This is a genomic window from Microseira wollei NIES-4236 (genome assembly GCF_020521235.1).
Lineage (GTDB): Bacteria > Cyanobacteriota > Cyanobacteriia > Cyanobacteriales > Aerosakkonemataceae > Microseira > Microseira wollei.
The window spans coordinates 1-20945 of record NZ_BLAY01000175.1 but is presented as its reverse complement, the minus strand read 5'-3'; the positions used below and the strand labels follow the sequence as shown (position 1 = coordinate 20945).

28 protein-coding genes are annotated in these 20945 nt (G+C 46.2%); 14 read left to right on the top strand and 14 right to left on the bottom strand.

What is annotated here, in order from left to right; genetic code table 11:
• Together MiSe_RS38505 and MiSe_RS38500 are read right to left on the bottom strand one after the other, a co-directional pair.
• Positions 1-399, bottom strand: a 399-nt coding sequence (locus MiSe_RS38505) for a hypothetical protein (protein ID WP_226590588.1), incomplete at its 3' end; no start/stop codon positions are given.
• Between the two features lie 41 nt (positions 400-440).
• Positions 441-1031: a response regulator gene (locus MiSe_RS38500; RefSeq protein ID WP_226590590.1), complete on the bottom strand. Its 591-nt coding sequence runs from the start codon at positions 1029-1031 to the stop codon at positions 441-443.
• A 419-nt stretch (positions 1032-1450) separates the two neighbouring features.
• Between MiSe_RS38500 and lipA the strand changes: the two genes are divergently transcribed.
• Positions 1451-2380 (top strand): lipoyl synthase, encoded by a 930-nt coding sequence (lipA, locus tag MiSe_RS38495; RefSeq protein ID WP_226590585.1) that lies wholly within the window; start codon positions 1451-1453, stop codon positions 2378-2380.
• 237 nt (positions 2381-2617) lie between these two features.
• Entirely contained in the window at positions 2618-2746 is a 129-nt protein-coding gene (locus MiSe_RS38490) for a photosystem I protein PsaX (protein WP_226590583.1), read from the top strand.
• A gap of 109 nt (positions 2747-2855) precedes the next feature.
• Here MiSe_RS38490 and MiSe_RS38485 read toward each other — a convergent pair whose 3' ends face one another.
• Together MiSe_RS38485 and MiSe_RS38480 are read right to left on the bottom strand one after the other, a co-directional pair.
• The gene (locus MiSe_RS38485) at positions 2856-3731 is read right to left on the bottom strand and encodes a branched-chain amino acid ABC transporter permease (RefSeq protein WP_226590581.1); all 876 of its coding nucleotides are present in this window, start codon (positions 3729-3731) and stop codon (positions 2856-2858) included.
• An 87-nt stretch (positions 3732-3818) separates the two neighbouring features.
• Positions 3819-4145 carry a hypothetical protein gene (locus tag MiSe_RS38480; protein WP_226590579.1) on the bottom strand — a complete coding sequence of 109 codons (327 nt, stop codon included), beginning with the start codon at positions 4143-4145 and terminating at the stop codon, positions 3819-3821.
• 394 nt (positions 4146-4539) lie between these two features.
• Between MiSe_RS38480 and MiSe_RS38475 the strand changes: the two genes are divergently transcribed.
• Positions 4540-4713 carry a hypothetical protein gene (locus MiSe_RS38475; protein ID WP_226590576.1) on the top strand — a complete coding sequence of 58 codons (174 nt, stop codon included), beginning with the start codon at positions 4540-4542 and terminating at the stop codon, positions 4711-4713.
• A gap of 123 nt (positions 4714-4836) precedes the next feature.
• Here MiSe_RS38475 and MiSe_RS38470 read toward each other — a convergent pair whose 3' ends face one another.
• The gene (locus MiSe_RS38470) at positions 4837-5166 is read right to left on the bottom strand and encodes a hypothetical protein (RefSeq protein ID WP_226590574.1); all 330 of its coding nucleotides are present in this window, start codon (positions 5164-5166) and stop codon (positions 4837-4839) included.
• Here MiSe_RS38470 and MiSe_RS38465 point away from each other — a divergent pair.
• The 4 genes from MiSe_RS38465 (at position 5165) to MiSe_RS38450 (ending at position 7180) form a co-directional block, all read left to right on the top strand.
• Positions 5165-5497: a hypothetical protein gene (locus tag MiSe_RS38465; RefSeq protein ID WP_226590571.1), complete on the top strand. Its 333-nt coding sequence runs from the start codon at positions 5165-5167 to the stop codon at positions 5495-5497. The genes MiSe_RS38470 and MiSe_RS38465 overlap by 2 nt on opposite strands.
• Before the next feature lie 71 nt (positions 5498-5568).
• Complete coding sequence (locus MiSe_RS38460; protein WP_226590569.1) at positions 5569-5802, top strand: hypothetical protein; 234 nt, start codon at positions 5569-5571, stop codon at positions 5800-5802.
• A gap of 14 nt (positions 5803-5816) precedes the next feature.
• On the top strand, positions 5817-6080 hold the full coding sequence (locus MiSe_RS38455; protein WP_226590567.1) for a hypothetical protein: 264 nt from the start codon (positions 5817-5819) through the stop codon (positions 6078-6080).
• Between the two features lie 869 nt (positions 6081-6949).
• Complete coding sequence (locus MiSe_RS38450) at positions 6950-7180, top strand: hypothetical protein (protein WP_226590565.1); 231 nt, start codon at positions 6950-6952, stop codon at positions 7178-7180.
• A 317-nt stretch (positions 7181-7497) separates the two neighbouring features.
• Here MiSe_RS38450 and MiSe_RS38445 read toward each other — a convergent pair whose 3' ends face one another.
• Positions 7498-7707, bottom strand: a complete 210-nt coding sequence (locus MiSe_RS38445; protein WP_226590564.1) for a hypothetical protein — start codon at positions 7705-7707, stop codon at positions 7498-7500.
• 19 nt (positions 7708-7726) lie between these two features.
• A complete protein-coding gene (locus MiSe_RS38440; RefSeq protein WP_226590562.1) occupies positions 7727-8005 on the bottom strand; it encodes a PepSY domain-containing protein in 279 nt (92 codons plus the stop codon).
• Positions 8006-8203: 198 nt separating this feature from the next.
• Here MiSe_RS38440 and MiSe_RS53180 point away from each other — a divergent pair, with 198 nt between their 5' ends.
• Positions 8204-8329, top strand: a complete 126-nt coding sequence (locus MiSe_RS53180) for a cation transporter (RefSeq protein WP_373872968.1) — start codon at positions 8204-8206, stop codon at positions 8327-8329.
• Positions 8330-8783: 454 nt separating this feature from the next.
• The gene (locus MiSe_RS38430) at positions 8784-10010 is read left to right on the top strand and encodes a glycosyltransferase (RefSeq protein WP_226590558.1); all 1227 of its coding nucleotides are present in this window, start codon (positions 8784-8786) and stop codon (positions 10008-10010) included.
• A gap of 157 nt (positions 10011-10167) precedes the next feature.
• On the opposite strand, the gene MiSe_RS38425 is transcribed toward MiSe_RS38430, so the two are convergent.
• Both MiSe_RS38425 and MiSe_RS38420 read right to left on the bottom strand, forming a co-directional pair.
• Positions 10168-11148: a glucosamine inositolphosphorylceramide transferase family protein gene (locus MiSe_RS38425; RefSeq protein ID WP_226590556.1), complete on the bottom strand. Its 981-nt coding sequence runs from the start codon at positions 11146-11148 to the stop codon at positions 10168-10170.
• Between the two features lie 175 nt (positions 11149-11323).
• Positions 11324-11473, bottom strand: coding sequence for a hypothetical protein (locus tag MiSe_RS38420; RefSeq protein ID WP_226590553.1), 150 nt, complete (start codon positions 11471-11473; stop codon positions 11324-11326).
• Between the two features lie 222 nt (positions 11474-11695).
• Between MiSe_RS38420 and MiSe_RS38415 the strand changes: the two genes are divergently transcribed.
• Positions 11696-12829, top strand: coding sequence for a glycosyltransferase (locus tag MiSe_RS38415; RefSeq protein WP_226590551.1), 1134 nt, complete (start codon positions 11696-11698; stop codon positions 12827-12829).
• A gap of 149 nt (positions 12830-12978) precedes the next feature.
• The gene (locus MiSe_RS38410; RefSeq protein WP_226590549.1) at positions 12979-14088 is read left to right on the top strand and encodes a glycosyltransferase; all 1110 of its coding nucleotides are present in this window, start codon (positions 12979-12981) and stop codon (positions 14086-14088) included.
• Here the strand turns inward: MiSe_RS38410 and MiSe_RS38405 are convergent.
• Entirely contained in the window at positions 14074-14214 is a 141-nt protein-coding gene (locus MiSe_RS38405) for a hypothetical protein (RefSeq protein ID WP_226590546.1), read from the bottom strand. The two genes, MiSe_RS38410 and MiSe_RS38405, sit on opposite strands and share 15 nt — an antisense overlap.
• Here MiSe_RS38405 and MiSe_RS38400 point away from each other — a divergent pair.
• From MiSe_RS38400 to MiSe_RS38390, 3 genes are all read left to right on the top strand, one after another.
• Positions 14205-16403 carry a CHASE2 domain-containing protein gene (locus MiSe_RS38400; RefSeq protein ID WP_226590544.1) on the top strand — a complete coding sequence of 733 codons (2199 nt, stop codon included), beginning with the start codon at positions 14205-14207 and terminating at the stop codon, positions 16401-16403. The two genes, MiSe_RS38405 and MiSe_RS38400, sit on opposite strands and share 10 nt — an antisense overlap.
• 171 nt (positions 16404-16574) lie before the next feature.
• On the top strand, positions 16575-17456 hold the full coding sequence (locus tag MiSe_RS38395) for a M48 family metallopeptidase (RefSeq protein WP_226590541.1): 882 nt from the start codon (positions 16575-16577) through the stop codon (positions 17454-17456).
• A gap of 242 nt (positions 17457-17698) precedes the next feature.
• Entirely contained in the window at positions 17699-18595 is an 897-nt protein-coding gene (locus MiSe_RS38390; RefSeq protein WP_226590538.1) for an SGNH/GDSL hydrolase family protein, read from the top strand.
• Positions 18596-18891: 296 nt separating this feature from the next.
• On the opposite strand, the gene MiSe_RS38385 is transcribed toward MiSe_RS38390, so the two are convergent.
• The 4 genes from MiSe_RS38385 to MiSe_RS38370 form a co-directional block, all read right to left on the bottom strand.
• The gene (locus MiSe_RS38385) at positions 18892-19377 is read right to left on the bottom strand and encodes a hypothetical protein (RefSeq protein ID WP_226590536.1); all 486 of its coding nucleotides are present in this window, start codon (positions 19375-19377) and stop codon (positions 18892-18894) included.
• A gap of 24 nt (positions 19378-19401) precedes the next feature.
• Positions 19402-19911 carry a hypothetical protein gene (locus MiSe_RS38380; RefSeq protein ID WP_373872969.1) on the bottom strand — a complete coding sequence of 170 codons (510 nt, stop codon included), beginning with the start codon at positions 19909-19911 and terminating at the stop codon, positions 19402-19404.
• 381 nt (positions 19912-20292) lie between these two features.
• Entirely contained in the window at positions 20293-20553 is a 261-nt protein-coding gene (locus MiSe_RS38375) for a hypothetical protein (RefSeq protein ID WP_226590530.1), read from the bottom strand.
• 52 nt (positions 20554-20605) lie between these two features.
• Positions 20606-20854 (bottom strand): hypothetical protein, encoded by a 249-nt coding sequence (locus MiSe_RS38370; RefSeq protein WP_226590527.1) that lies wholly within the window; start codon positions 20852-20854, stop codon positions 20606-20608.
• Between the last annotated feature and the right edge of the window lie 91 nt (positions 20855-20945).

Genomic DNA, 20945 nt, shown 5'->3' with positions numbered 1-20945 from the left:
CACACCCACAATCTGGAGATTGCCGTGCCCAGTCAGTAGGGGCACGGCATCGATCACCAAAGTCTTCACACCCACAATCTGGAGATTGCCGTGCCCAGTCAGTAGGGGCACGGCATCGATCACCAAAATCTTCACAGCCAAAATCTGGAGATTGCCGTGCCCGTTGAGTAGGGGCACGGCAGAGATCGCCAAAATCTTCACAGCCAAAATCTGGAGATTGCCGTGCCCAGTCAGTAGGGGCACGGCAGCGAGCCCCAAAATCTTCACAGCCAAAATCTGGAGATTGCCGTGCCCGTTGAGTAGGGGCACGGCAGCGAGCGCCAAAATCTTCACAGCCAAAATCTGGAGATTGCCGTGCCCAGTCAGTAGGGGCACGGCAGCGAGCCCCAAAATCTTCACAGCCAAAATCTGGAGATTGCCGTGCCCCTACTGATGGCTGCCTACTTCAGCTTTGACTTGATAAAGGCCATAATCTGAGCTTGCTGTTTCTTCAGCGCCTCAATTTCGGCCTGCATCTTGGCAATTTGCTGTTTTAAGGCTTGAATCTCTGCTGCACCTGCGCCATCGGCTGCTGCTGGTGCTGCTGCTGGTGCTGCTGGTGCTGCTGGTGCCGGTTCTGCTGCCTTCGCTGGTGCCGCCTCGCGAGGCAGCTTCGCCTTTTTCATGGCGGACTGGATACCTGCAATCAGATCCTTCTGCTCAAAGGGCTTGAGGATAAACTCAAAATATTTATTAAATGCGGGTTCTGGAATTTTTTCTAAAACTTCTTCCCTACGCCCCGACATGATCACCAGAGGAATTTTCTGTAACTCTGGTTTGCTTTGCAGTTGCTTATAAACTTCCAAGCCGTTCATTTTCGGCATCAGGAAGTCTAACATGATTAAGTTTGGACGTTCCTGATTGATCAACTTAAGTCCCTCTTGACCGTCTTTGGCTTCTAGGACTTGAAAATTGCCCTTAGGCAGCATCGCTTGGACTTGCTTCCTAACAGAGAGGCTATCATCGATAACCAGGATTTTATTAGCCACAATCGACTCCTCTGGCTGGAACTATTAGCTTAGGGTGTAAATTGACCTCTTAACTTTGACACTCCCCGTGCCTGTTGGTGCGGGGATTGTTAAGACATTAACGTCTTAATATTCTGAGACCTCGGGCTTACCGGGCGCAATCTTTCTGCCCTTAGGCAGTCTGCTATCCTGGTCTTACCACTAGCTCCTCGGTCATTCACTTTCCCCCAGTCCGGGGGTAAGTTTTAACTTCTTGTACTGACGGACGAATCTTAGCACAGTTGCTTGTAACTTGACTCGACGATTTCTTCTTGGCAAGCACTACATCCCCGCTTAATGACGGGGGTTTTGTGCTTCTCGTCAACCCTGATAATGCCAGTTTAGCGAAAGGTCTACAATTTTGATACACAACCCGCTTAAAGTCTTGAGTAAGTAGCGATCCTATGCCGTTAGAAGTAAAGCCAACTGAGCCAACCACAAGAGCTGCTTCCCTGCCTCGTGCTGAAATTGAGGCCATGCCTTCTTGGTTGCGCCGCTCCATCGGCAAAGCCAGCGATATTTCTACCGTTCAGCGAATTATCAAGCAGCGCCAGATTCATACGATTTGCGAAGAAGGGCGCTGTCCCAACCGGGGCGAGTGCTATTCCCAAAAAACCGCAACTTTCTTGCTGATGGGGCCAATTTGTACCAGAAGTTGTGGTTTTTGTCAAGTAGATAAAGGACATGCGCCGATGCCCCTCGACGGGTCGGAACCCCGCAAAGTAGCCGAGGCGGTGAAGTTGTTGGGGTTGCGTTATGCGGTGCTGACTTCGGTAGCGCGGGATGACTTGGGGGATGGGGGTGCAGGATGGTTTGTAGCGACAATGGCAGCGATTCGGGAAATCAACCCAGAAACGCAGATAGAGGTGCTGACGCCGGACTTTTGGGGTGGTAAGAATGCAGAACAAGAACAGCGTCAGCGGGTGGAAACGGTCGCCCTGGCGAAACCGGCTTGTTACAACCACAATATCGAGACGGTGAGGCGGTTGCAAGCACCCGTGCGGCGGGGGGCGAAGTACGAGCGAAGTTTGGCAGTTTTGCGCCTGGTTAAGCAGGTAGACCCGACTATACCAACCAAGTCCGGTTTAATGTTGGGACATGGGGAAACCCTTGCCGAGATCGTCGAAACGATGGAAGATTTGAGGGCGGTGGGGTGCGATCGCATCACCCTGGGACAATACATGCGCCCATCTCTCGAACACCTACCCGTGCAAAAATACTGGACGCCGGCAGAATTCGACCAACTGGGAGACATCGCCAAAAGTATTGGTTTTGCTCACGTGCGTAGCGGTCCGCTCGTTCGCAGTTCCTACCATGCAGGGGAGAGTGAGTAACGCAGGTGGGCAGGTGGGCAGGTGAGCAGAGGAGCACAGGAGCAGAGGAGATGATGGAGATAACTCATAAGAAGTAATTACTTCCCCATCTTCCTCACCTTCCCCATCTTCCCTATTGTCCCCATTGGCCCATGACCCATTACCCATGACCCAAAGAAAAGATTTTTATCAACACCTACTAAAGGTGCAACTTCTTTGGTATTTCTTAATCAGTTACATCCATCAGGAGAACACTTTATGGCGAAAACCACTAACGCTACCACCCAAACTGGTAAATTCCCCTATCCCTTCCGCACGGGTTGGGCTTTGGTGCTGTTGGCTATTAACTTCTTAGTAGCAGCGTTTTATTTCCACATTATCGAGTAATTGCCAGTGAGGGATGAGGGATAAGGGATAAATTAGATACTTCGGTAGAAGCAAGCGACCTAATTTTACCGATAATCCGATCGAGCCTTATCCTTCATCCCTCAAGCTTTTAGAGCGTGCCTTTGAATAAACCTTGGGGACGGACGAGCAGCACCAGTACCATGATGAACAGAGCTACAGCGAGCTTGTATTCGGTAGGCAGCAAGAAAGTGCTGACTTCTTGGGCAACGCCGATGACCAAAGCACCAGCAATCGCTCCGTAAGGGTTGCCAATCCCGCCCAGAATTACTGAGGCAAACATCGGTAAAATTAGAAACCAGCCCATATTCGGGCGCACAGCTTCGGTTAATCCCAGCATTCCGCCGCCGAGTGCCGTCAAGCTGCCAGCTATTACCCAAGTCCAAATCACAACGCGCTCGACGTTGATACCAGAGACGCGAGCCAAGTCAACATTATCCGCCACCGCCCGCATCGCTTTGCCGATTTTGGTATTCTGCAACAAAAAGTGCAACCCTAAAATCGCTAGAAACGCCAAAGCCACAACTATCAGATCGAAGAAAGGCACTTTGATGCCCAGGATATCGACAGCGGCGGCAACGGGGAGATTGTAAGATTGGTTACTTCCTCCCCAGATTAAGATAATGCCGTTGCGGATAAATAAAGCCAGTCCAATCGACATAATAATCAGCGTAGTCGAGGTGGCGCGAATTGCACGCATCGGCGACCAAAGTAACTGTTCGCACAAGAGCATTCCCAGTACGGTTACAAGAGCCCCTAAAATCATCGCCAGCCAGATATTGACACCGCTGCGATTCGCTACCCAGGTAAGATAGGCTCCCAAGGTCATAAAGTCACCGTGGGCAAAATTGGAAAGGCGCAAAATGCCGTAAGTTAGGGTTAATCCTACAGCAGCCAGGGCAATAATACTGCCCAAGGCAATTCCGTTTACAGTTAATTGAGTTAATCGCAACAGTTGTTCATCCATCGTGATATCGTTTGCGCTTGCATCTAAGGTAACAGCCGATCCTAAAACCAAACTGGTGGAATTCGACACCGAAGAACCGCAAGATCGCTACTTTTCCCAATACTCCAACTTAGCAATAAACTCGTCGAGCGCTGCCCGGACGGCTTTGAGTTTGTCTGACCGCACGCCAGTCAGGATGCGTTCGCGTATCGCCTCATAGTCCGGGAGATTCCGGTTAACGGGTTTTTCTGGTGTGGTGGCGATCGCTGCCTTCACCCGCGCCAGCAGCTCATTTGGGTCGCCGCCTTCATCCAGCACCGACCGATAAGCACCTGCCAACTGCTCCACTACTGGCTTAATTGGTTCTGGGATGCGGTGATGGGTTGATATGTAGGGCGCTTTCTTGCCGCGTCCGCCTTTGGCGATGCTGTCCATAAACTCGTTACCAAATAACTGCTATCAGCATAAAGTTGGTAACGGGTTTAGTCAAGAGAGAGAGTTTCCATCAGTTAGTCGGAAGTTACCCCGAGACGCGGGGTAACTTCCGCTTAGAGTTTAGTGGAAGACTGCTTGTTTCCGTTCAAAACGGAAGACAGTTGCAGAAAAAACAATAGCGCAGACAACTAAAGCGGATAGACTACCACGTTACCTTGCTGTAATCGAATAGGTTTTCTAGGTGAATGATGGTCGCTTCAATGAGTTCTTTGTTTTCTTCAGAAAACTCACCATGAACAGTAACCATCAATTTTTCGTTGTTGAACGTGATTTCAGAATCAACTAAAAGAGATTGTAGTTGCTTGAGCGCGCGTTCAATTCTAGGAAGTTTGTCTTGGGTAAACCTGTGGGTCAAGGTGCCGCAATCGTTGCGGCGGCATTGGGCGGCAGAGTCCAAGCGGCAGGGGATAACGATGACGGAAGTAATTGTCCAAGCATTAAGCGATCGCTTTGGAATCCCAGACTCAAGGGAAAGGTAGAAACCCAATGTTTAGACCCCAGCCTATGAGCGGGGTTTTTGTTGTTCAACTTATCCAGTGGGCTGGGTACTATAACCATGAAAGGTTTTAAAGCATACAAAACCGCCCCAGAGGTGGGGCGGGTTTTTTTTATGGGGCGAGTCTAGCTTTCCTTATTCCTGCCTCTCACCCCATTCGGCCTTCGCCTTACGCCATGCGTAAACGTTATTTCGATCCTCGACCTTCTTGTTAGCGCCAATTTCTAGGCAGTCTGCAATCAGAGCTGATAGCGTCTGGCCTGTGTCGGCTGCTAGTTCTTCCAAAAGCTCTCGCAAAGGATCGGGTACGGTTGCCTCTACTTTTGCCATTTTCTGGAAATTCGCTGTATTTTTTACATATCTAATGCTATTATGCAACCTACAACTAATCACGCCGCGCAGAGGATCTGAACCATCCCCTACGCGACTTAACCCCCTAGAAAGGTAGGAGGCTCGAATTATCATGACAAATTTTGGTGTTCGGTGGGAAATGACACCAAGTTTCCCGCCAAAATTGGCTTATTCGCAAACTCTGGGTTTTGTGCCTGGGGAAGGCGACACTTTGCCGTCGGTCATTCCTGGTCTGGACAGCTTGCCAGCTAACTCTGATGGTTACGAAGTTGTGAGGGTGGTGATTTATGGCTCACCGTATGGGGTCACCTACACAATTCGCTGGTTGTACACGCTCAACTTCGCCCAGGTCACTGAGTGGAGCTTCCTCATGCCTGTCCCCAATGGAGATGGGGAATACATGAGCATCGTAACCAAGCGAATCCCGCTGGGTCGAACTAGCTAATTGGATTAAAACTCGGTAACAGCTTTGTAGCAACGCCAGTTTTTTCCATCGAGATATCAGTGAGGAATGATATGACTTATAGTGGCAATGAACCCAATGGCGATACTCCCTCTGGGCGATCTCTTGAGCAAGAGATTCAAGATATCAAAGATTGGGCGGATTCGGTAGATGAGGATTTAGACGCGACGCATGAAAGGCAGGATATCACCGATCAGCAGGTAGCTGAACTTACTGAGCGAGTGACAGAATTGGAGGAGAAAACTGACTGGGGAGATTCGGATGACTGGTTCAGATCTGGATGGTAAGGAGATTGGCTCAAATGGGAAATCAGCTCAAAATTTTAACAGCCCGAACCCGGGCGCGAATCGAGAGATCCAAACTGGCTTTAGATCGCCAAAAGAAATTGGCTGCTGAATTCGCTTTGGGTCGCCCTAGACGAAAATCTCCCATAGCGGACTTCGTTGATGATTTGGTGCATCGACCGCCAAACACCGAACAGATGCGCCAGATCAAAGAACTGCTCAAAGAAGAACAGCAAAGCATAGCTAAACTCATTGCTTTAATTGACCAGCACCTGGAGTAGCTGTCTGCCATTCTCGACTTGCCTAGCGGCACCCGCTGCTGGGCGAGTTTTTTTTGGGGGTGGTGAGCGATCGCTAACTTTTCCCCGGAACTGAAAAGCGATCGCGCTTCAGCCTAACAGGGGCAACAAAAGCCCCTGTTTCCTCGTAGTTACAACAAGCCTAAACTATCTCTACTCGACGTGAATAAAATCCTTAATACTCTTAGGTTACTTAAGTTATAGCTGTAGAGTCAAAAGAAGTTAGTTGTAACCAGATTACAAGCTTGAAAGCAGCCAAAAGACCTAGCAGATAAGCTATACCTGCTATTTCTACTTTGCATTTGTTTGGGCAAAGTTTTTGTAACTGAATAATATATAGCGGATTGCAGGCGCATGAGGTACACCGAAGGTTTGTGTAGCGGCACCCTTAAGGGTGCCGCTACACAAACTCAGCCAAAAGGCTGTACCTAGACGAGCTTGCAATCTGCTGTACATGCAGCTCTAGTGAGTCAGAAATACCCACTATAGCTGCTAAAAAAAAAGTGGTAGAATATCAGCCAAACTGAGAGCCGCCAATCTCTGTTTGGCACACTAGGTGCATCAGTTGTTTTGTGTAATGGAGGATGGTTCTATGGATTAATACAAACTTATTTTCAAAGAATCAGGAATTTTTTAGCTTCAACAGCACAGGTCAATCTGGCATCAGATATCAACTTTTGCTGCTAACTGTCTTTGTTGATGCAACAGCATTTCTGTGTAAAAAAATAAGCAGCCTCAGATTTCAGACCGAAGCCACTTATGTATGCTCAAATATAGAATTATAGCTTAAAGTCTGAAGTCTGGGCAGCTGATTTTTCGCTCAAAACAGCTAATAATTGAGAGGAAAAATAATGTCCACGTCTCCAAATCGTAACCAAGGTGTGAAAATTAGCGTTTGGGTATCGCAAAAGCGGCTCGCCCTTTCCCTTGGATTTTGCCTGTCTTTTGGATCTGGATTTGTGACGGGCAATAACCACGGTCAAATTCAGGCTCAACATCATGGTCAAAGCCAAACACAAGTCGCTAACTGCAATCTGGAACAGACAACCAAAACAGTTCCCACAACTCCGATAAAGCCTTAACCTCGTCAAGGCTAAAACTTTGTATTACCAGGAACGCTCTACCAAATTTGTTCTATCTTTCTGCCATCAGGGAATATGGCGAAGATGAAAGGGTGCGCTTATTATTGCAGCGAAACTTTTAAAACTGCGATCGCATCCCCGCACCAGGGCATCTACTACCCCCACCGGGGTCACCTACGAGCGTTACAGATGAGTAAGTCACGCTCGCGTCAGTTATTCCCATAAAAATTCCAGTTTTTAACACAGTAAAGCTTATTTTGGCTCACTGCCTATAGTCACCTATCCTTATCTAGCTGCCTGAGAAGACAGCTTCGCAGTCATGCACTTGCGCGAGCGCTAAAACCTGTTACCAAGTTTTGAGAAAGCGATCCCGCCATTTCCCCCAGAATCAAAAACCCGTTACCAAGTTTTTTAGGCGATCGCTCTTGGCGAAGAAACCTGTTAACTGGTTTTGTGGCTATGGATGGGGGAAAGGGGCGATCGCGGTTGGGGGGAGGTGAGCGCTCCGATGCGGAAAGCGATTGCATCTGCTGGTTATCCCGTCACCTAAGAACGTCGGCGTTTGATCCCAAACCACAGCCAAATCCCCGTAATTGCCATTAGTAACAAGCCTAAAGCATTGAGGAACGGATAAATTGCTGTCAGATTGAGGATGGCAAAGTCACCCACGTGTAACTTTTTTAACCACAAAAATTCCGCTCCCATCCCTGCCAATAGTGCGATTTGATAGAGGGAACCCGTGGTTAAAGTCAGCAAAATTGGCACTAGCATCACGGGTGCTAGGATGCGATGCAGTTGACGCCAGGGAAGTCGAGCGATCGCCATAACAAAAGCCTCACTTATTTTCCAATTATCAGGCGCAATCTGCCATCAAAACATTTCATATCATTTCCGGTCGCAACGGTTGTGTAACTGCTAATTGCTAATCGCTAATGGCTGATCTCTGGCAATTGAATTGCGAGCAATTAGCAATTAGCAATTAGCCATCGATACACTACCGATCTCTCGCGGACATGATATCAATTGCAATTGCAAGGCATGGGGTGCGCTGCTGGCGCTACCAATATCGAGAAAGCCATTCAAAACGTTCCCGGCCTTGCCGACTGCAATGTCAATTTTGGCAGGGAATTTGTGATAATTTTTACCTAAAGCCCCCCTTTTTAAGGGGGGTTGGGGGGATCGGCAACCGCCTACTCACCTCCACACCAGGGGTCTTCACGAGAGAGCAGCGAACGTGATATGATGTTTTGGCTATTTGAGCTTTACAAAAGCTTTATAAACTAGGGGACTTCCGCAGCAAATAAAAACTTGATATATTGTTTCCAGCTTATTGCTTTCTCATTTTTCTGCATCAGCCTTTATTACAGTTTCCGTATCGTTGCTTTCGTCAAAAGACGTAAGTAACGATCGATACAGTAAAACTACTCATGCAGTCAATAAAAAGCGTATGCTATCTGTTGATCGAGGGTGCTATTCATCAGAGCCAGCGAGTCCGCAGCTTCAGGGATTTGAGAGTTTCACAGTTGCATTCAAGCAGAATAAACTCTCGATGAAGCCTATCCGAAAAAGACTATTAACACAGATTTCTAGAAGGTAATTAACATTGAACATTACTCAAAGGCGATCGCACCCAACATTTTTCACGACACCTCAATCCCAACCGCGGGTTGCCCTTTTTCTCCGTAACCTTAACGGTGGTGGTGTCGAAAGGATTATGTTAAACGTAGCTTGCGGCATGGCGCAACAAGGCGTGCAGGTAGATTTAGTGCTAATTAAAGCAGAAGGAATCTTCTTGCCCCAGGTACCGCCCTCTGTGCGAATAGTGGATTTACAGACCAAGGAAATTGACAAAAATCGTTCCTTCAAATTCCCCACCAGTCTCCAATCCACCACCAGTCTTCCCAAGTTAATCCGCTACCTGAAAAACGAACGCCCAGCAGCACTGCTTTCAGCAGGTCATTACCCAAATGAAATAGCAATTTTAGCCAAACATATCGCTAGGGTTCCGACTCGCGTTGTGGTATCGGAACATACCACTCTTTCCGTGGAAGCCAAAAGGGTAGAACAGGTTTCTTCCCGTGTAGCGCCTCTAGCGGCACGGTTATTTTATCCTTGGGCGGATGAGATTGTCACCGTTTCTCGCGGCGTGGCTGAGGATTTGTCGAGTATCTCTGGCTTACCTTTAAAAGGGATGCGAACGATTTACAACCCGGTGATTACTCCTGGGTTAAAAGAACAAGCAGAAGCACCTTTAAATCACCCTTGGTTTGCTGAAGGGGAACCAAGGGTGATATTGGGAATGGGACGATTTGTAGCGCAGAAAGATTTCCCAACTTTAATTCGAGCGTTTGCCAAAGTACGCCAGGTAAAACCCGTTCGATTAATGATGTTGGGAAGTGGAAGAGAACAACAAAAACTCGAAGCGCTATCGCGAGAGCTGGGAGTTGAAAAAGATATAGAATGGGTGGGATTTGTGAAGAATCCCTTTCCTTATATGAAGCGAGCATCTCTGTTTGTTTTATCTTCGGCTTGGGAAGGTTTGCCTACAGTTTTAATTGAAGCTTTGGCGTTGGGATTGCAGGTAGTTTCGACTAACTGTGAAAGTGGACCTGCAGAGATTTTAGATAATGGGAAATACGGGGAATTAGTGCCAGTTGGAGATGCTGATGCAATGGCACAGGCGATTTTGAAAGTGTTGTCTGGGAATTCTAAGTCTGTTGATTCAGCTTGGTTGAACCAGTTTACCTTAGAAACTTCTATCCAAAATTATTTGGATGTTTTGGGTGTAGCTCGAGGAGCAAGTACTCGCTCTAATAACTCAAGTTGCTAGTTATCTCTCTGGGAGCGACTAATGGCGTTCCCAGGCAGATCCGTGGTCACGAGGCTAATGGCGAGATTGGTAAAAATCCAAGATTAGCAATTAGCCATTAGCAATTAGCAACGCCCTTGTTTATAACTAGCAACTTGCGTTAATAGCGAGAATTAGCTTAGACCCAACCATCTACACAAGCTATCCACGTACCATCCTGATTGAGGTGAGGATCGATGTGGTGCATACCACCGCCGTTCCAACCAAAACCAGTTGGCGAGGGAGTTAGGACTGACGCTCCTGCGACTTCTCTTTCTTGATAACTTGTAGGACTAAGTTCGGTGATTTCAAATGCTCTCACCTGAATCCCATAGAAGGGGTAACAATCCTGGGTATAGCGAATAATTCTGTCATGCATCACCACGACTCTGCCAGCGGGTCTGGCAATATGTGGATTCCCGTTGATAATGGGACTGTTTGGATGTTCGATCCAGGGACCTGTGAGTTCATCAGCATAATATAGGCGAAGTGTATCGTATTTGCTGTAGGGATTAGTTTCTACAAATAACCACCATCGATTATCGTAACGAAAAATTGAAGGATCTAAAAACACTGAACCGCTTACTAGATTGTCTACAAAAGTCCAATGGGTGGGAAACTTAGAGGCTTTATATAGTCTAATCGATTTGGCTTCACCAGTTTCGGGAATCATGTAGTATTCATTCATCCAAACAAAAACATATGGATAAGATAAGTGAAATTTTTCAGCTAGCACAATTTGTTGGTATTCCCATTTAACAGTATCCTGGCTAACGGCTAGTCCAATTTCCCCTTTGCGAGTTTGCTGATTGTAAATTTCAAAAAACATATACCAGGTTTGCTCGACTTTTACCATGAAAGGATCGGCAACTAACTCGGCGGTGACATCTGAAACATCGTGACATTCAATCACTGGATTTTTGACATTTTTGGCAGCCATAAATTTCAAAGGTGATTGACCTACATAAATGCCAATCGACCACTGAGGATTCTTAATTAGAGCGGGTAAAGACCTTTTAAACAATCCCAGTCTATCGAGCCAATTCAGCAGCTCTGGTGATAGCTTGTAAATCAATAACACTAATTTGTTTTTAATTTTATCTAGCTTGATATCCTGCATGAGAAAACTACCTTTTGAACATTACTGACAGGCGATATCACAAAAATACCCAGATTTATTTCCCCTATATCTCTCCAGAAAACAAACTCAAGGGCAGGCAGGATGCCCACCCCACAAGAGTTTTTGGATAAGTGTATTTCTCGGTAACCTGGGTAGGGGTGGATTGGAACGGGTGTTAAAACTCGCCTGCGGTATGACGCGGCAAGGCTTTATTTGCGATTAAAGCAGATGCCATCTTCTTCTCCCCAACTCCACCGCAAGTGCGAATTGTGGATTTAGAAATCAAAGGAGCCGACAATTTTTTAACTTGTTTCCAGTCTAGCACCAATATTCCCAAGTTAAAAGTATTTGTTTTGACTTGACCTTGGGAGTTAGGTAAGGTTTAATGACTTATGACTGTGCGGACGTACTCCGTAGGATAAATTGTAGGGTAGCATTTGGGCGATAACTTATCCGTATGATTTACCTATTTCTGACTAAATCCTCATGGCTCCGGCGCGCTGGCGCGAACGCCTTTACTAATAAATAATTCTTCAAATAAAAATTTATGATGCACAAATCCAAACCCATTACCTTTCTCCTCCCCAGCTTTCAACCTAGTGGATTGCAGCGAGTTGCCATCAACTTAATCAAGCAGCTTCACCAACTGGGTATTCCCTTAGATGTCGTCGTCGCATCAGGCAAAGGAGCTTATTTAAACGAAATTCCATCGGGAGTGCGAGTTATCGATTTCCAAACTCCAATTGAGGATAGAATCTCTAGCGCCAGTCGAGTCACCTTGCCTTTAGCGCGTTATTTAAGGAACGAAAAGCCACAGGCATTAGTGTCTCACTTCAATGTCTTTAATGTGGTGGCGGGGATGGCAAAAACTCTGGCGTTGTCTCCCGTGAATTTAATTTTAGTCGAACACACCTCATTTTCAATAACTTACGATAAACGCCAGAAACATTATGGAGTGCGCGAGGAATTATTGCCGATTTTGCGGCGCTGGTTTTATCCCCGTGCGGATGCAGTTGTAGCGGTATCCAAAGGGTTAGCGCAAGAGTTAGAAACTTATTTGCGACTGAAACCGGGTTCAGTTAAAACTATCTACAACCCCGTCATTGATGAAAGCGTACTGTCAAAAGCAAAAGCACCCGTAGAACATCCTTGGTTTCAACCTGGAGAACTTCCAGTTATTCTCGGTGTTGGCAGATTAACTCAGGAGAAAGATTTTCCCACTCTGATTCGGGCATTTGCATTAGTAAGACGAGTACAACCCGCTCGATTGGTCATTTTGGGAGAGGGAAAAGAACAGTCTAAACTCAACGCTTTAATCCGCGAGTTGGGCTTAGAAAATGATGTGGCAATACCCGGTTTTGTAAGCAATCCCTATGCTTACATGGCTCGCTCTGCTGCGTTTGTTTTGTCTTCGTATCGCGAGGGTTTATCAACTGTAATTATAGAAGCACTCGCGGTGGGAATTCCTGTTGTTTCAACAGATTGTCCGAATAGTCCGGCAGAAATTCTCGAGAACGGCAAATACGGCGAATTGGTTGCCGTCGGCGATAGTGAAGCTATGGCAAAAGCGATTTTAAAGGTCTTGTCAGGTGACTCTAAATCTGTCGATTCATCGTGGCTGGAACAGTTCGCTTTAGCAACTAGCACCCAACAGTATCTTCAGCTAATGGGTATTGGGTAATGGGTAATTGGTAATGGCTGATTGCTCGTGGAACCCTTAGAAACAAAGCCTCTCCCGTAGGTTGGGTTGAGGATACGAAACCCAACCTACAATCAAACTTCTCCTTTCCGCTTTTACCACAACAATAGTCAAGCCGAAGAATGATAACCATGTCTAAGAATACACCAGATATAGCGATTTACCTGCGTCTACTTTATGGTGGCGGTGCTGAACGAGCTATGGTGAATTTAATGCACGGCTTTGTTGAGCAGGGGCTAAAAGTAGATTTGGTCATGAATACCGTTGATGGACCTTTCATGAAACAAGTACCGCCTCAAGTTAGAATTGTAGGTTTAAAAGCCCCTCGGATGCTAGAAGGTTTGCCGAAACTGGCGGGTTATTTGCGACAGGAAAAACCCAGTGTTCTCCTTTCTGCCTTGCACTATAACAACGAAATTGCCCTGTGGGCAAAGCGTCTTTCTGGAACCTCCACGCGGGTTTTTGTATGCGAACAAAATACACTTTCCATTCATTCACGAAACCGCCGCAGCGATCGCTTGGCACCTATTTTGTCGCGGCTGTTTTATTCTTGGGCTGATGGTATTGTGGCAGTATCTCGCGGCGTTGCCAAAGATTTAGCCAAAGTCACCAATCTTCCCGAACAGCGCATCCGAACGATTTACAATCCCATTATTACTCCCGAATTATTTGAGAAATCTCATCTAGCTATAGACCATCCTTGGTTTGCTACCGGACAACCTCCCGTTATTATCGGCGCAGGAAGATTGGAAGAACAGAAAGATTTTCCTAGTCTAATTCGAGCGTTTGCGATTGTCAGAAAAGTGCTTCCGGCGCGGTTAGTTATTTTAGGAAATGGCAAGGATCGCCAGCAACTCAATAATCTGGTACGGGAGTTAGGGTTAAAGGATGATGTTGGTTTTCTCGGTTTTGTAGATAATCCCTATGCTTACATGGCGCGAGCGCGTGTTTTTGTTTTATCCTCTGCTTGGGAAGGTTTTGGTAACGTTATTGTTGAATCTTTAGCATTGGGTACGCCAGTAGTTTCGACGAACTGTCCCAATGGTCCAGCAGAAATTCTCGACAATGGGAAGTACGGTGAGTTGGTATCGGTTGGAGATAGCGAAGCAATGGCGCAGGCAATTTTGAGGGTATTGTCTGGGAATTCTCAGTCTGTCGCTCCTGGTTGGTTAGAGCAGTTTACTTTGGCATCTGTTACTCAACAATATCTTGATGTTATGGGGATTTCAAAAGTATTTTGATAACCCAAACGCTTCAGGCGATCGCTTCCCCATCACCGCCATCGATCGTTCTCCTTTCTTCTGCAAAACCAGGCATCCGTAAGCTTTAATAGAATTGTGCCTCAAGCTAGGGTTGTATGTGGGCAAAGCTGAAACGGCAAATTTGGGAATGGCGGGGGGTATTAATTGCTGCCCCCAGTGTGGCGGCGTTGGTTATAGCCTTGCGCTTGGCAGGCTTTTTGCAACCCTTGGAATGGGCAAGTTACGATCAATTTCTGCGCCTGCGTCCAACAGAACCGCCAGACGATCGCATCGTTATCGTTGGAATTACAGAGTCAGATTTGCAAAAAGTTGGGCGGGGTATAGTTCCCGATATATTATTAGCTCAATTACTCCAAAAAATTAAACAGCAGCAACCAATCGCTATCGCCTTAGATTTATACCGAGATTTGCCAGAGGAACCCGGACATCAGCAGCTAGTTAGGGTGTATGAAACGACACCCAATTTAATTGGGATCAAAAAAGTCGTGGGAGATGCCAATGGCCCTGCGGTTAACCCACCCCCCCAGCTATTGCAGCGCGGTCAAGTCAGTGCCAATGATGTTTTATTAGATGCAGACCTCAAGCTGCGTCGAGGTTTTCTATATTTGACGCCAAAAGACGGAAATACAATAGAAAGTTTGGGATTGAGGCTGGCTTTAATTTACCTGCAAAATAAAGGAATTGAACCAAAAGCTGCGAAAGTTAATCCAAATTATTTGCAATTGGGTCAAGCGGTATTTGCTAATTTTGAAAATAACGATGGCGGCTATGTCAATGCCGATGATGGTGGCTATCAGATTTTAATCAATTATCGCGGGTCGCAAAAAAGCTTTAAGACAGTATCGATAATGGATGTATTGGAGAACCGGAACCCGCCGGATTTGTTGCGCGAACGCATTGTTTTAATTGGCGCGATCGCCCAAAGCCAAAAGGATTTCTTCTCCACCCCATACAGTATCCCCACGCGCACTTCCGGTGTCGAAATTCATGCCAATATAACCAGTCAAATTTTAAGTGCAGCGTTAGATGGGCGTCCTTTAATTAAAAGTTTGCCAGATTCGTTGGAGTATTGGTGTATTTTTGGTTGGTCTTTGTTGGGTGCAATATTAAGTTGGCAAGGGCGATACCTGGGTGGCGTGGCTAAATTTTCAGCCCCCATTGTCGCCAGTTATATTTTAGCTGGCGGCAGTCTTTTTGGTATTGGTTATCTGGCTCTATTGCCAGGAGTTTGGATACCCGTTGTACCACCTGCGATCGCTTTCTTCTGTTCTGGTATTGCTATCACTGCTTACATCGCACGCACTGCGGGAGAAATTCGCAAAACTTTCGGACGCTATCTCACCGATGAAGTCGTTGCCAATCTACTTGATTCCCCCGCCGGATTCAAGTTGGGAGGAGAAAGAAAAAAAGTCACAATTTTAATGTCATATTTGAGGGGATTCTCAGCCATATCGGAACGCTTGTCACCGGAAACAGTCGTTTCGATGTTAAACATTTATTTGGGGGTAATGGTAGATGTTATTACCAGCTACCAAGGCACAATTGATGCTTTTATCGGCGATGGAATTTTAGTGATTTTTGGGGCGCAAACTCAGCGACAAGACGATGCTGAAAGGGCAGTTGCTTGCGCTGTTGCAATGCAATTAGCAATGGATTTTGTTAACAAAAAAAATACCTCTTTATGTTTGCCAAAATTAGAAATGGGAATTGGTTTGAACACGGGTGAAGCAGTAGTTGGAAATATCGGATCGCAAAAACATGCCAAATATAGTGTCATCGGAAGTCACGTTAATTTAGCAGCCAGAATCGAGTCTTATACCGTAGGCGGTCAAATTCTGATTTCTGAATCAACGCTTAAAGACGTTGGATCTATTCTGAAAATCGATAAACAAATCCAGGTTCAACCCAAAGGCTTTCACGAACCTATCCCCCTTTATGATGTGGGAGGAATTGGCGGCGAGCGCAATATATTTTTGAGCCGTCAAGAAGAAAATTTAATTTTACTAAAACAAGAAATTACCCTGGAATATACGGTTATAGATGGCAAGCAGGTTGATGGAGCAACCTTCAAGGCAAGTTTAGTCAAACTTTCAGCTAATTCTGCTGAAATTCGTTCAGAACGTTTAGAGCCACCCTTGACCAATCTCAAGCTAAATTTATTAAATGAAGCCAGTAGCGATATTTATGCTAAAGTATTAGAACAATCGGCTGTTAACAAAGATTGTTTTACCATTCATTTCACTAGGATTCCCCCCAATGTCGCAGCAGTTATTGAAGAAATTTATAAAAACTGAGTAGCTCAAAATCGACAAATTTTTGCTAATGTAGTTTTGACAACTGGACTGACGCATAACGAGGCCAGAAACCCGGTTTCGACCTGGATCTCTGGTTGCCAAACCAACAATGTTTTGTAGAAACCGGGAACTTGCGCGTCAGTCCTATACAACTTGGGAAGAGCGAAACTCATGGAGCAAAAAGTATTAACAGGACTAAGATCAGAAGCCTACGAACACCCCTTTGATCGCAAAGCTCTAGCTTCCTTGGAAAAAATGCCTGGTATTTCTTTGCTGTTCAAGAAAATTAACGAGTACGGGATAGATCGCTTACTCAGACTGCAATTCCTTGGTAATGACATAAGAGTCACACCCCGCAATTTTCCTTACCTGCATAAATCATTTGTAGAAACCTGCCAAATTCTTGATGTTTCCCCAGTCCCCGAATTGTATCTGTCGCGAGGAACGGGTTACATTCAAACCTACACCATTGGTGTGGAAAAACCCCTCGTCAGCATCAATTTAGAGGGTATGGAATGGCTCTCCCACGAGGAGTTGCTTTATGTTTTGGGACAGGAAGTAGCTCACATTAAAAGTCGGCATTTACTATACCACCAAACCGCGATTATTCTGCCGAGTTTAAAAACGTTTTTAAGCAATACCACGTTGGGGTTAGGTGGCTTGTTAGCGAGTGGAGTCGAACTGGCTTTGTACAATTGGTTGATGATGGCAAAATTCACTAGCGATCGCGCCGGTTTGCTGGCTTGTCAGGATGTGGAAGTGGCAACTACCGCACTGATGAAAATCGCTGGTTTACCGAGGGAATACTTGTCAACTGAAATCCTTGAAGATTTTATTGCCCAAGCTCGCGAGTTTTCCACCGAAAGCTTTAATAATCTAGATAAGATCGCCAAAATGTTGAGTTTTATGGAATACAGGTTTTCTTGGGCAATCATGCGAGCTAGTGAGTTATTGAAATGGGTTGATTCGGGAGAATATGAGGCTTTAATTCAACAGACGAACTTAGAACAACTGGGAGATACAGAGGATTGGAATTTTTCTGATTCTTGGTAACTTGTAACGAACAACAGGACTGACGCAGCAACTCCATATATAGTGGTGACGGTGCCGTACACGGCTAAGGATGCACCCTACATTGTAGAACTTGGCGACGATTGGCAAAATCCGCACCTTTTTTTCTTCGGTTTTGCTCACCAGTGCTTAAGTCGGCTTGTTAGCTTGGAGAAGCGATCTGATTGCAGGCTCAATCTCTGCTCAAAACTAGAACCATTAATAACGGTTTGCAGAAGAGTTTGATGAAAGCAAAAAACTGGTTTTTAGCAGCAGGACTCACGCTCCTGGTTTTTTTCATGGTTGTATTGACATCATCGATTCGCAATGCTCATGCGATCGCAGATCTCTATGTCTTTGGCGATAGCCTTTCTGATGTAGGAAACGTCTTCCGCACTACAGGTGGGATGTATCCACCCAATCCAAGCTACTATCAGGGGCGTTACTCGAATGGTCGAGTTTGGGTGGAATACCTTAGCGATCGCCTCGATCTCTCCTCCCCTCCCAGCAACAATTTTGCCTGGGGAGGCGCGACGACCGGAAGCAACAGCAACGGTTACGTACCTAGTTTGCTGACGCAGGTGCAATCGTTTATACAGACCCATCCCAAGATTAATCCAGATGCGCTGTACCTGTTGTGGGCAGGGGCGAATGACTATTTGCAAGGCGTAAGCAATGCAACGGTTCCCGTGCAAAATGTGACGCAAGCGATCGCTGCCCTCGCTGATGTGGGTGCGAAAAAAATACTGGTAGCAAATTTGCCCGATTTGGGACAGTTACCCGCAAGGCGAACCAGTGCCAATTCTGCCAGCCTCAGCGCTTTAACCGGGACACATAACCAAAGCTTGAGGCGATCGCTTAAAGTACTCACGCAGAAGCATTCTGACCTGGAAATTGCCACTCTCGATGCTGATGCGCTTTATCGAGAAGCCAGATCGAATCCCAAAGCCTTTGGCTTGACCAATACGATCGCTGCCTGTTTCTCTGGATCTCGTGCTTGTGATAATCCAGACCAGTTTTTGTTCTGGGATGGGATTCATCCGACGACGGCGGCTCACCGCATTTTAGGGGAAACTGCCTTTAATGCGATGATTGACGCCCGGATGGTCAATTCCGGGAAGTTGAGCCACTCCGCGCTCTAAAGATGCCCGGATTCAGGCTAGGAGTTGGGGAAAGCTTTTCGCCCTGAACTGGGAGGGACAGCTATCTGGCTGGACTTTCCTAGCTATGGGGCTCACCGCTCTCAGGGGTAATCAGCCACCTGCTTGAGGACGCGCTTACTTGCTGGCGAAAGGATGATGATTCTGTCTTTTTACCGCCCGCCGGAACGGCTCCTTCCGTGAATGTTGTTGACATTCCGTAAAAAGACCATCCTGATTAGGGGAGTCGATTCGGGTATGAATCGACATTTTTTTCGCCAACTTCTCCGCAATTTCAGCTATAGAAGTTGGTTTTTTGGCAGTCCATGCATCAGTTCGTCGCGATGATTCTTGTCTTGCTCGAGAAACTGTCGCAATATTCTGCCAAATTTATTTCTCAGGCTCTGGGGCGAGTTGGTTTCTACTTTCATGTGAACCAACCAATCGCCACAATGCCATTCTGCAAGCACCAGAACCGCTAATAAATTCTCCCTTTTTCTCTCCTGAACTTCGTTCCGGTTTGGAGCCATACCCATTGCAGAATGAAATTTTCGGCACGAGATATGCGCTAGGTTTGGTTTACCGCTTTTTGTCCCCCGACGCTTAATTTTGATTATCGGTTGTCCATCATCACCTAAAAATTGCTCAACCGGAAAAATCTGAACTAACCAAATTGCTTGGGTGTCAGTACCAGCACCAAATTGTTTAAAGATGCGAATGTAACGAGCAAATTTTGGCTGCGGTAGTATTCCCCGAATTCGACAATCAATCTGGTATCGCCGCAACTGCCACTCAACTATTGATTTAGCTTAGGAAATCAATTGCTTAGAAAAACCATTTTTCGCCGCTAACCGAATCGATTGAGCTAAACGCTTAGCATATCTCGCCGCCGACCTCAACGACACTACCGCACCGGCAATCCATCCCCAAAAAGGAGATGCTTCTCCATTTTTAGTGGGGCGAGAGTCAATATCGTCTAATTCTAGTGCTTCTACGTGTAACTTTTGACGCGCGCGGTTGATTAATTGATGCAGGACTTTGTTGCAGCTTTCCCCATCTAAGTAGAGGTCGTTAAGCTGTTTAATAATCGGCTCTTTGTGCCTAATTAATTGTACTGAATTTGGGTCTCTCAACCATTTCTGCGCTAAAAATAACAAGACAACGGCGTCGTGAAAGTCGTCTTTATCGTTCCATTTACACAGAGCAAGGCGCGATGAACTAACCAAGTTGTGAGGTACTAAGTGTACTTCTATACCCGCGTCTCTCAGGTGATTAACCCAGACTCGCGAGTCAGAACCCGTCGGTTCTAAAAATACAATTAATTGACCATCACAAGGTTTAAGCGCTCCAATTTTGACGCTATTAACATCGGGGTTTAAGCAAATAAATTCGGCTGATTAATCGAAAAACTCTTTGGGGTTTGATATAGGAGAATCAGCGTTCCATGCTCAGAGGCAGGAACTGTTTTTCCCCACATCCAATCCAGCAATTACAGTTTTGGTCAGCTCACAATCATGAGCCTACGAATCCCCAAAAGCCGGTAAGCTTGATTCAATGTGAAGGGGATTGTGAAATGGTAAAATGAAGAGCTTGTGAAGCAGTAAAAGCCTCAGCTTACTTCTCTGAGAAACCCCTCAGGCGAATTGAGGAACCCAATTTGCGACTCCCCTTAATCAGGAGAATTTCCCCAGTGGGTCAGTCTAACTCGTCAGGCGGACAAGAGCTTGCTCTTCCTCGACCGACATGTGACACAGGCGGCACATGTTTATGACATTACCCCGCGAGTAAAATTTTAAAACTTGCATCAACTTTTCCGCTTCTTCGTCATTAAAAACGTCCCAACTATCTTCACCGTCGCGCCAGTAAACGGTGATGACTTCTTCATCTTCCTTAACTATCAAGTCACCCATGGCATCAAGGTTAACAAATCGACTTGATGAAAGTTGAACGATATCAGCCATGTTACCTCTGTGATTTAAGCGAGCGCATTTAGTTCAAGAGTGCGGTTAATCCCTATTCTTGCACGTCGCGCCGCGTTTTTGGGTTAGTCGCTAACAATACTGAAGTACCCGTTCGTACAGCTGCTTGTTGAGCGCGATGGGTCGCATCTAAATATTCAGTTATCTGTTCAACTGAATATTCATCTACTATTTGTTGCGCCTGTTGAGCGATATCCGTCGAGATAAAAGTGGGGGGAGTGGGGGGAGTGGGGGGAGCAAAGGGGATGGGGGGGCTGGGGGGGCAAAGGGGATGGGGGAGCAAAGGGGATGGGGGGGCTTAATGCTTCATCAACCAAGGTGATGGGTTGTTAATCATGGTTACAAGACCAGCTAAAACCTGGTTATAAGTTCCA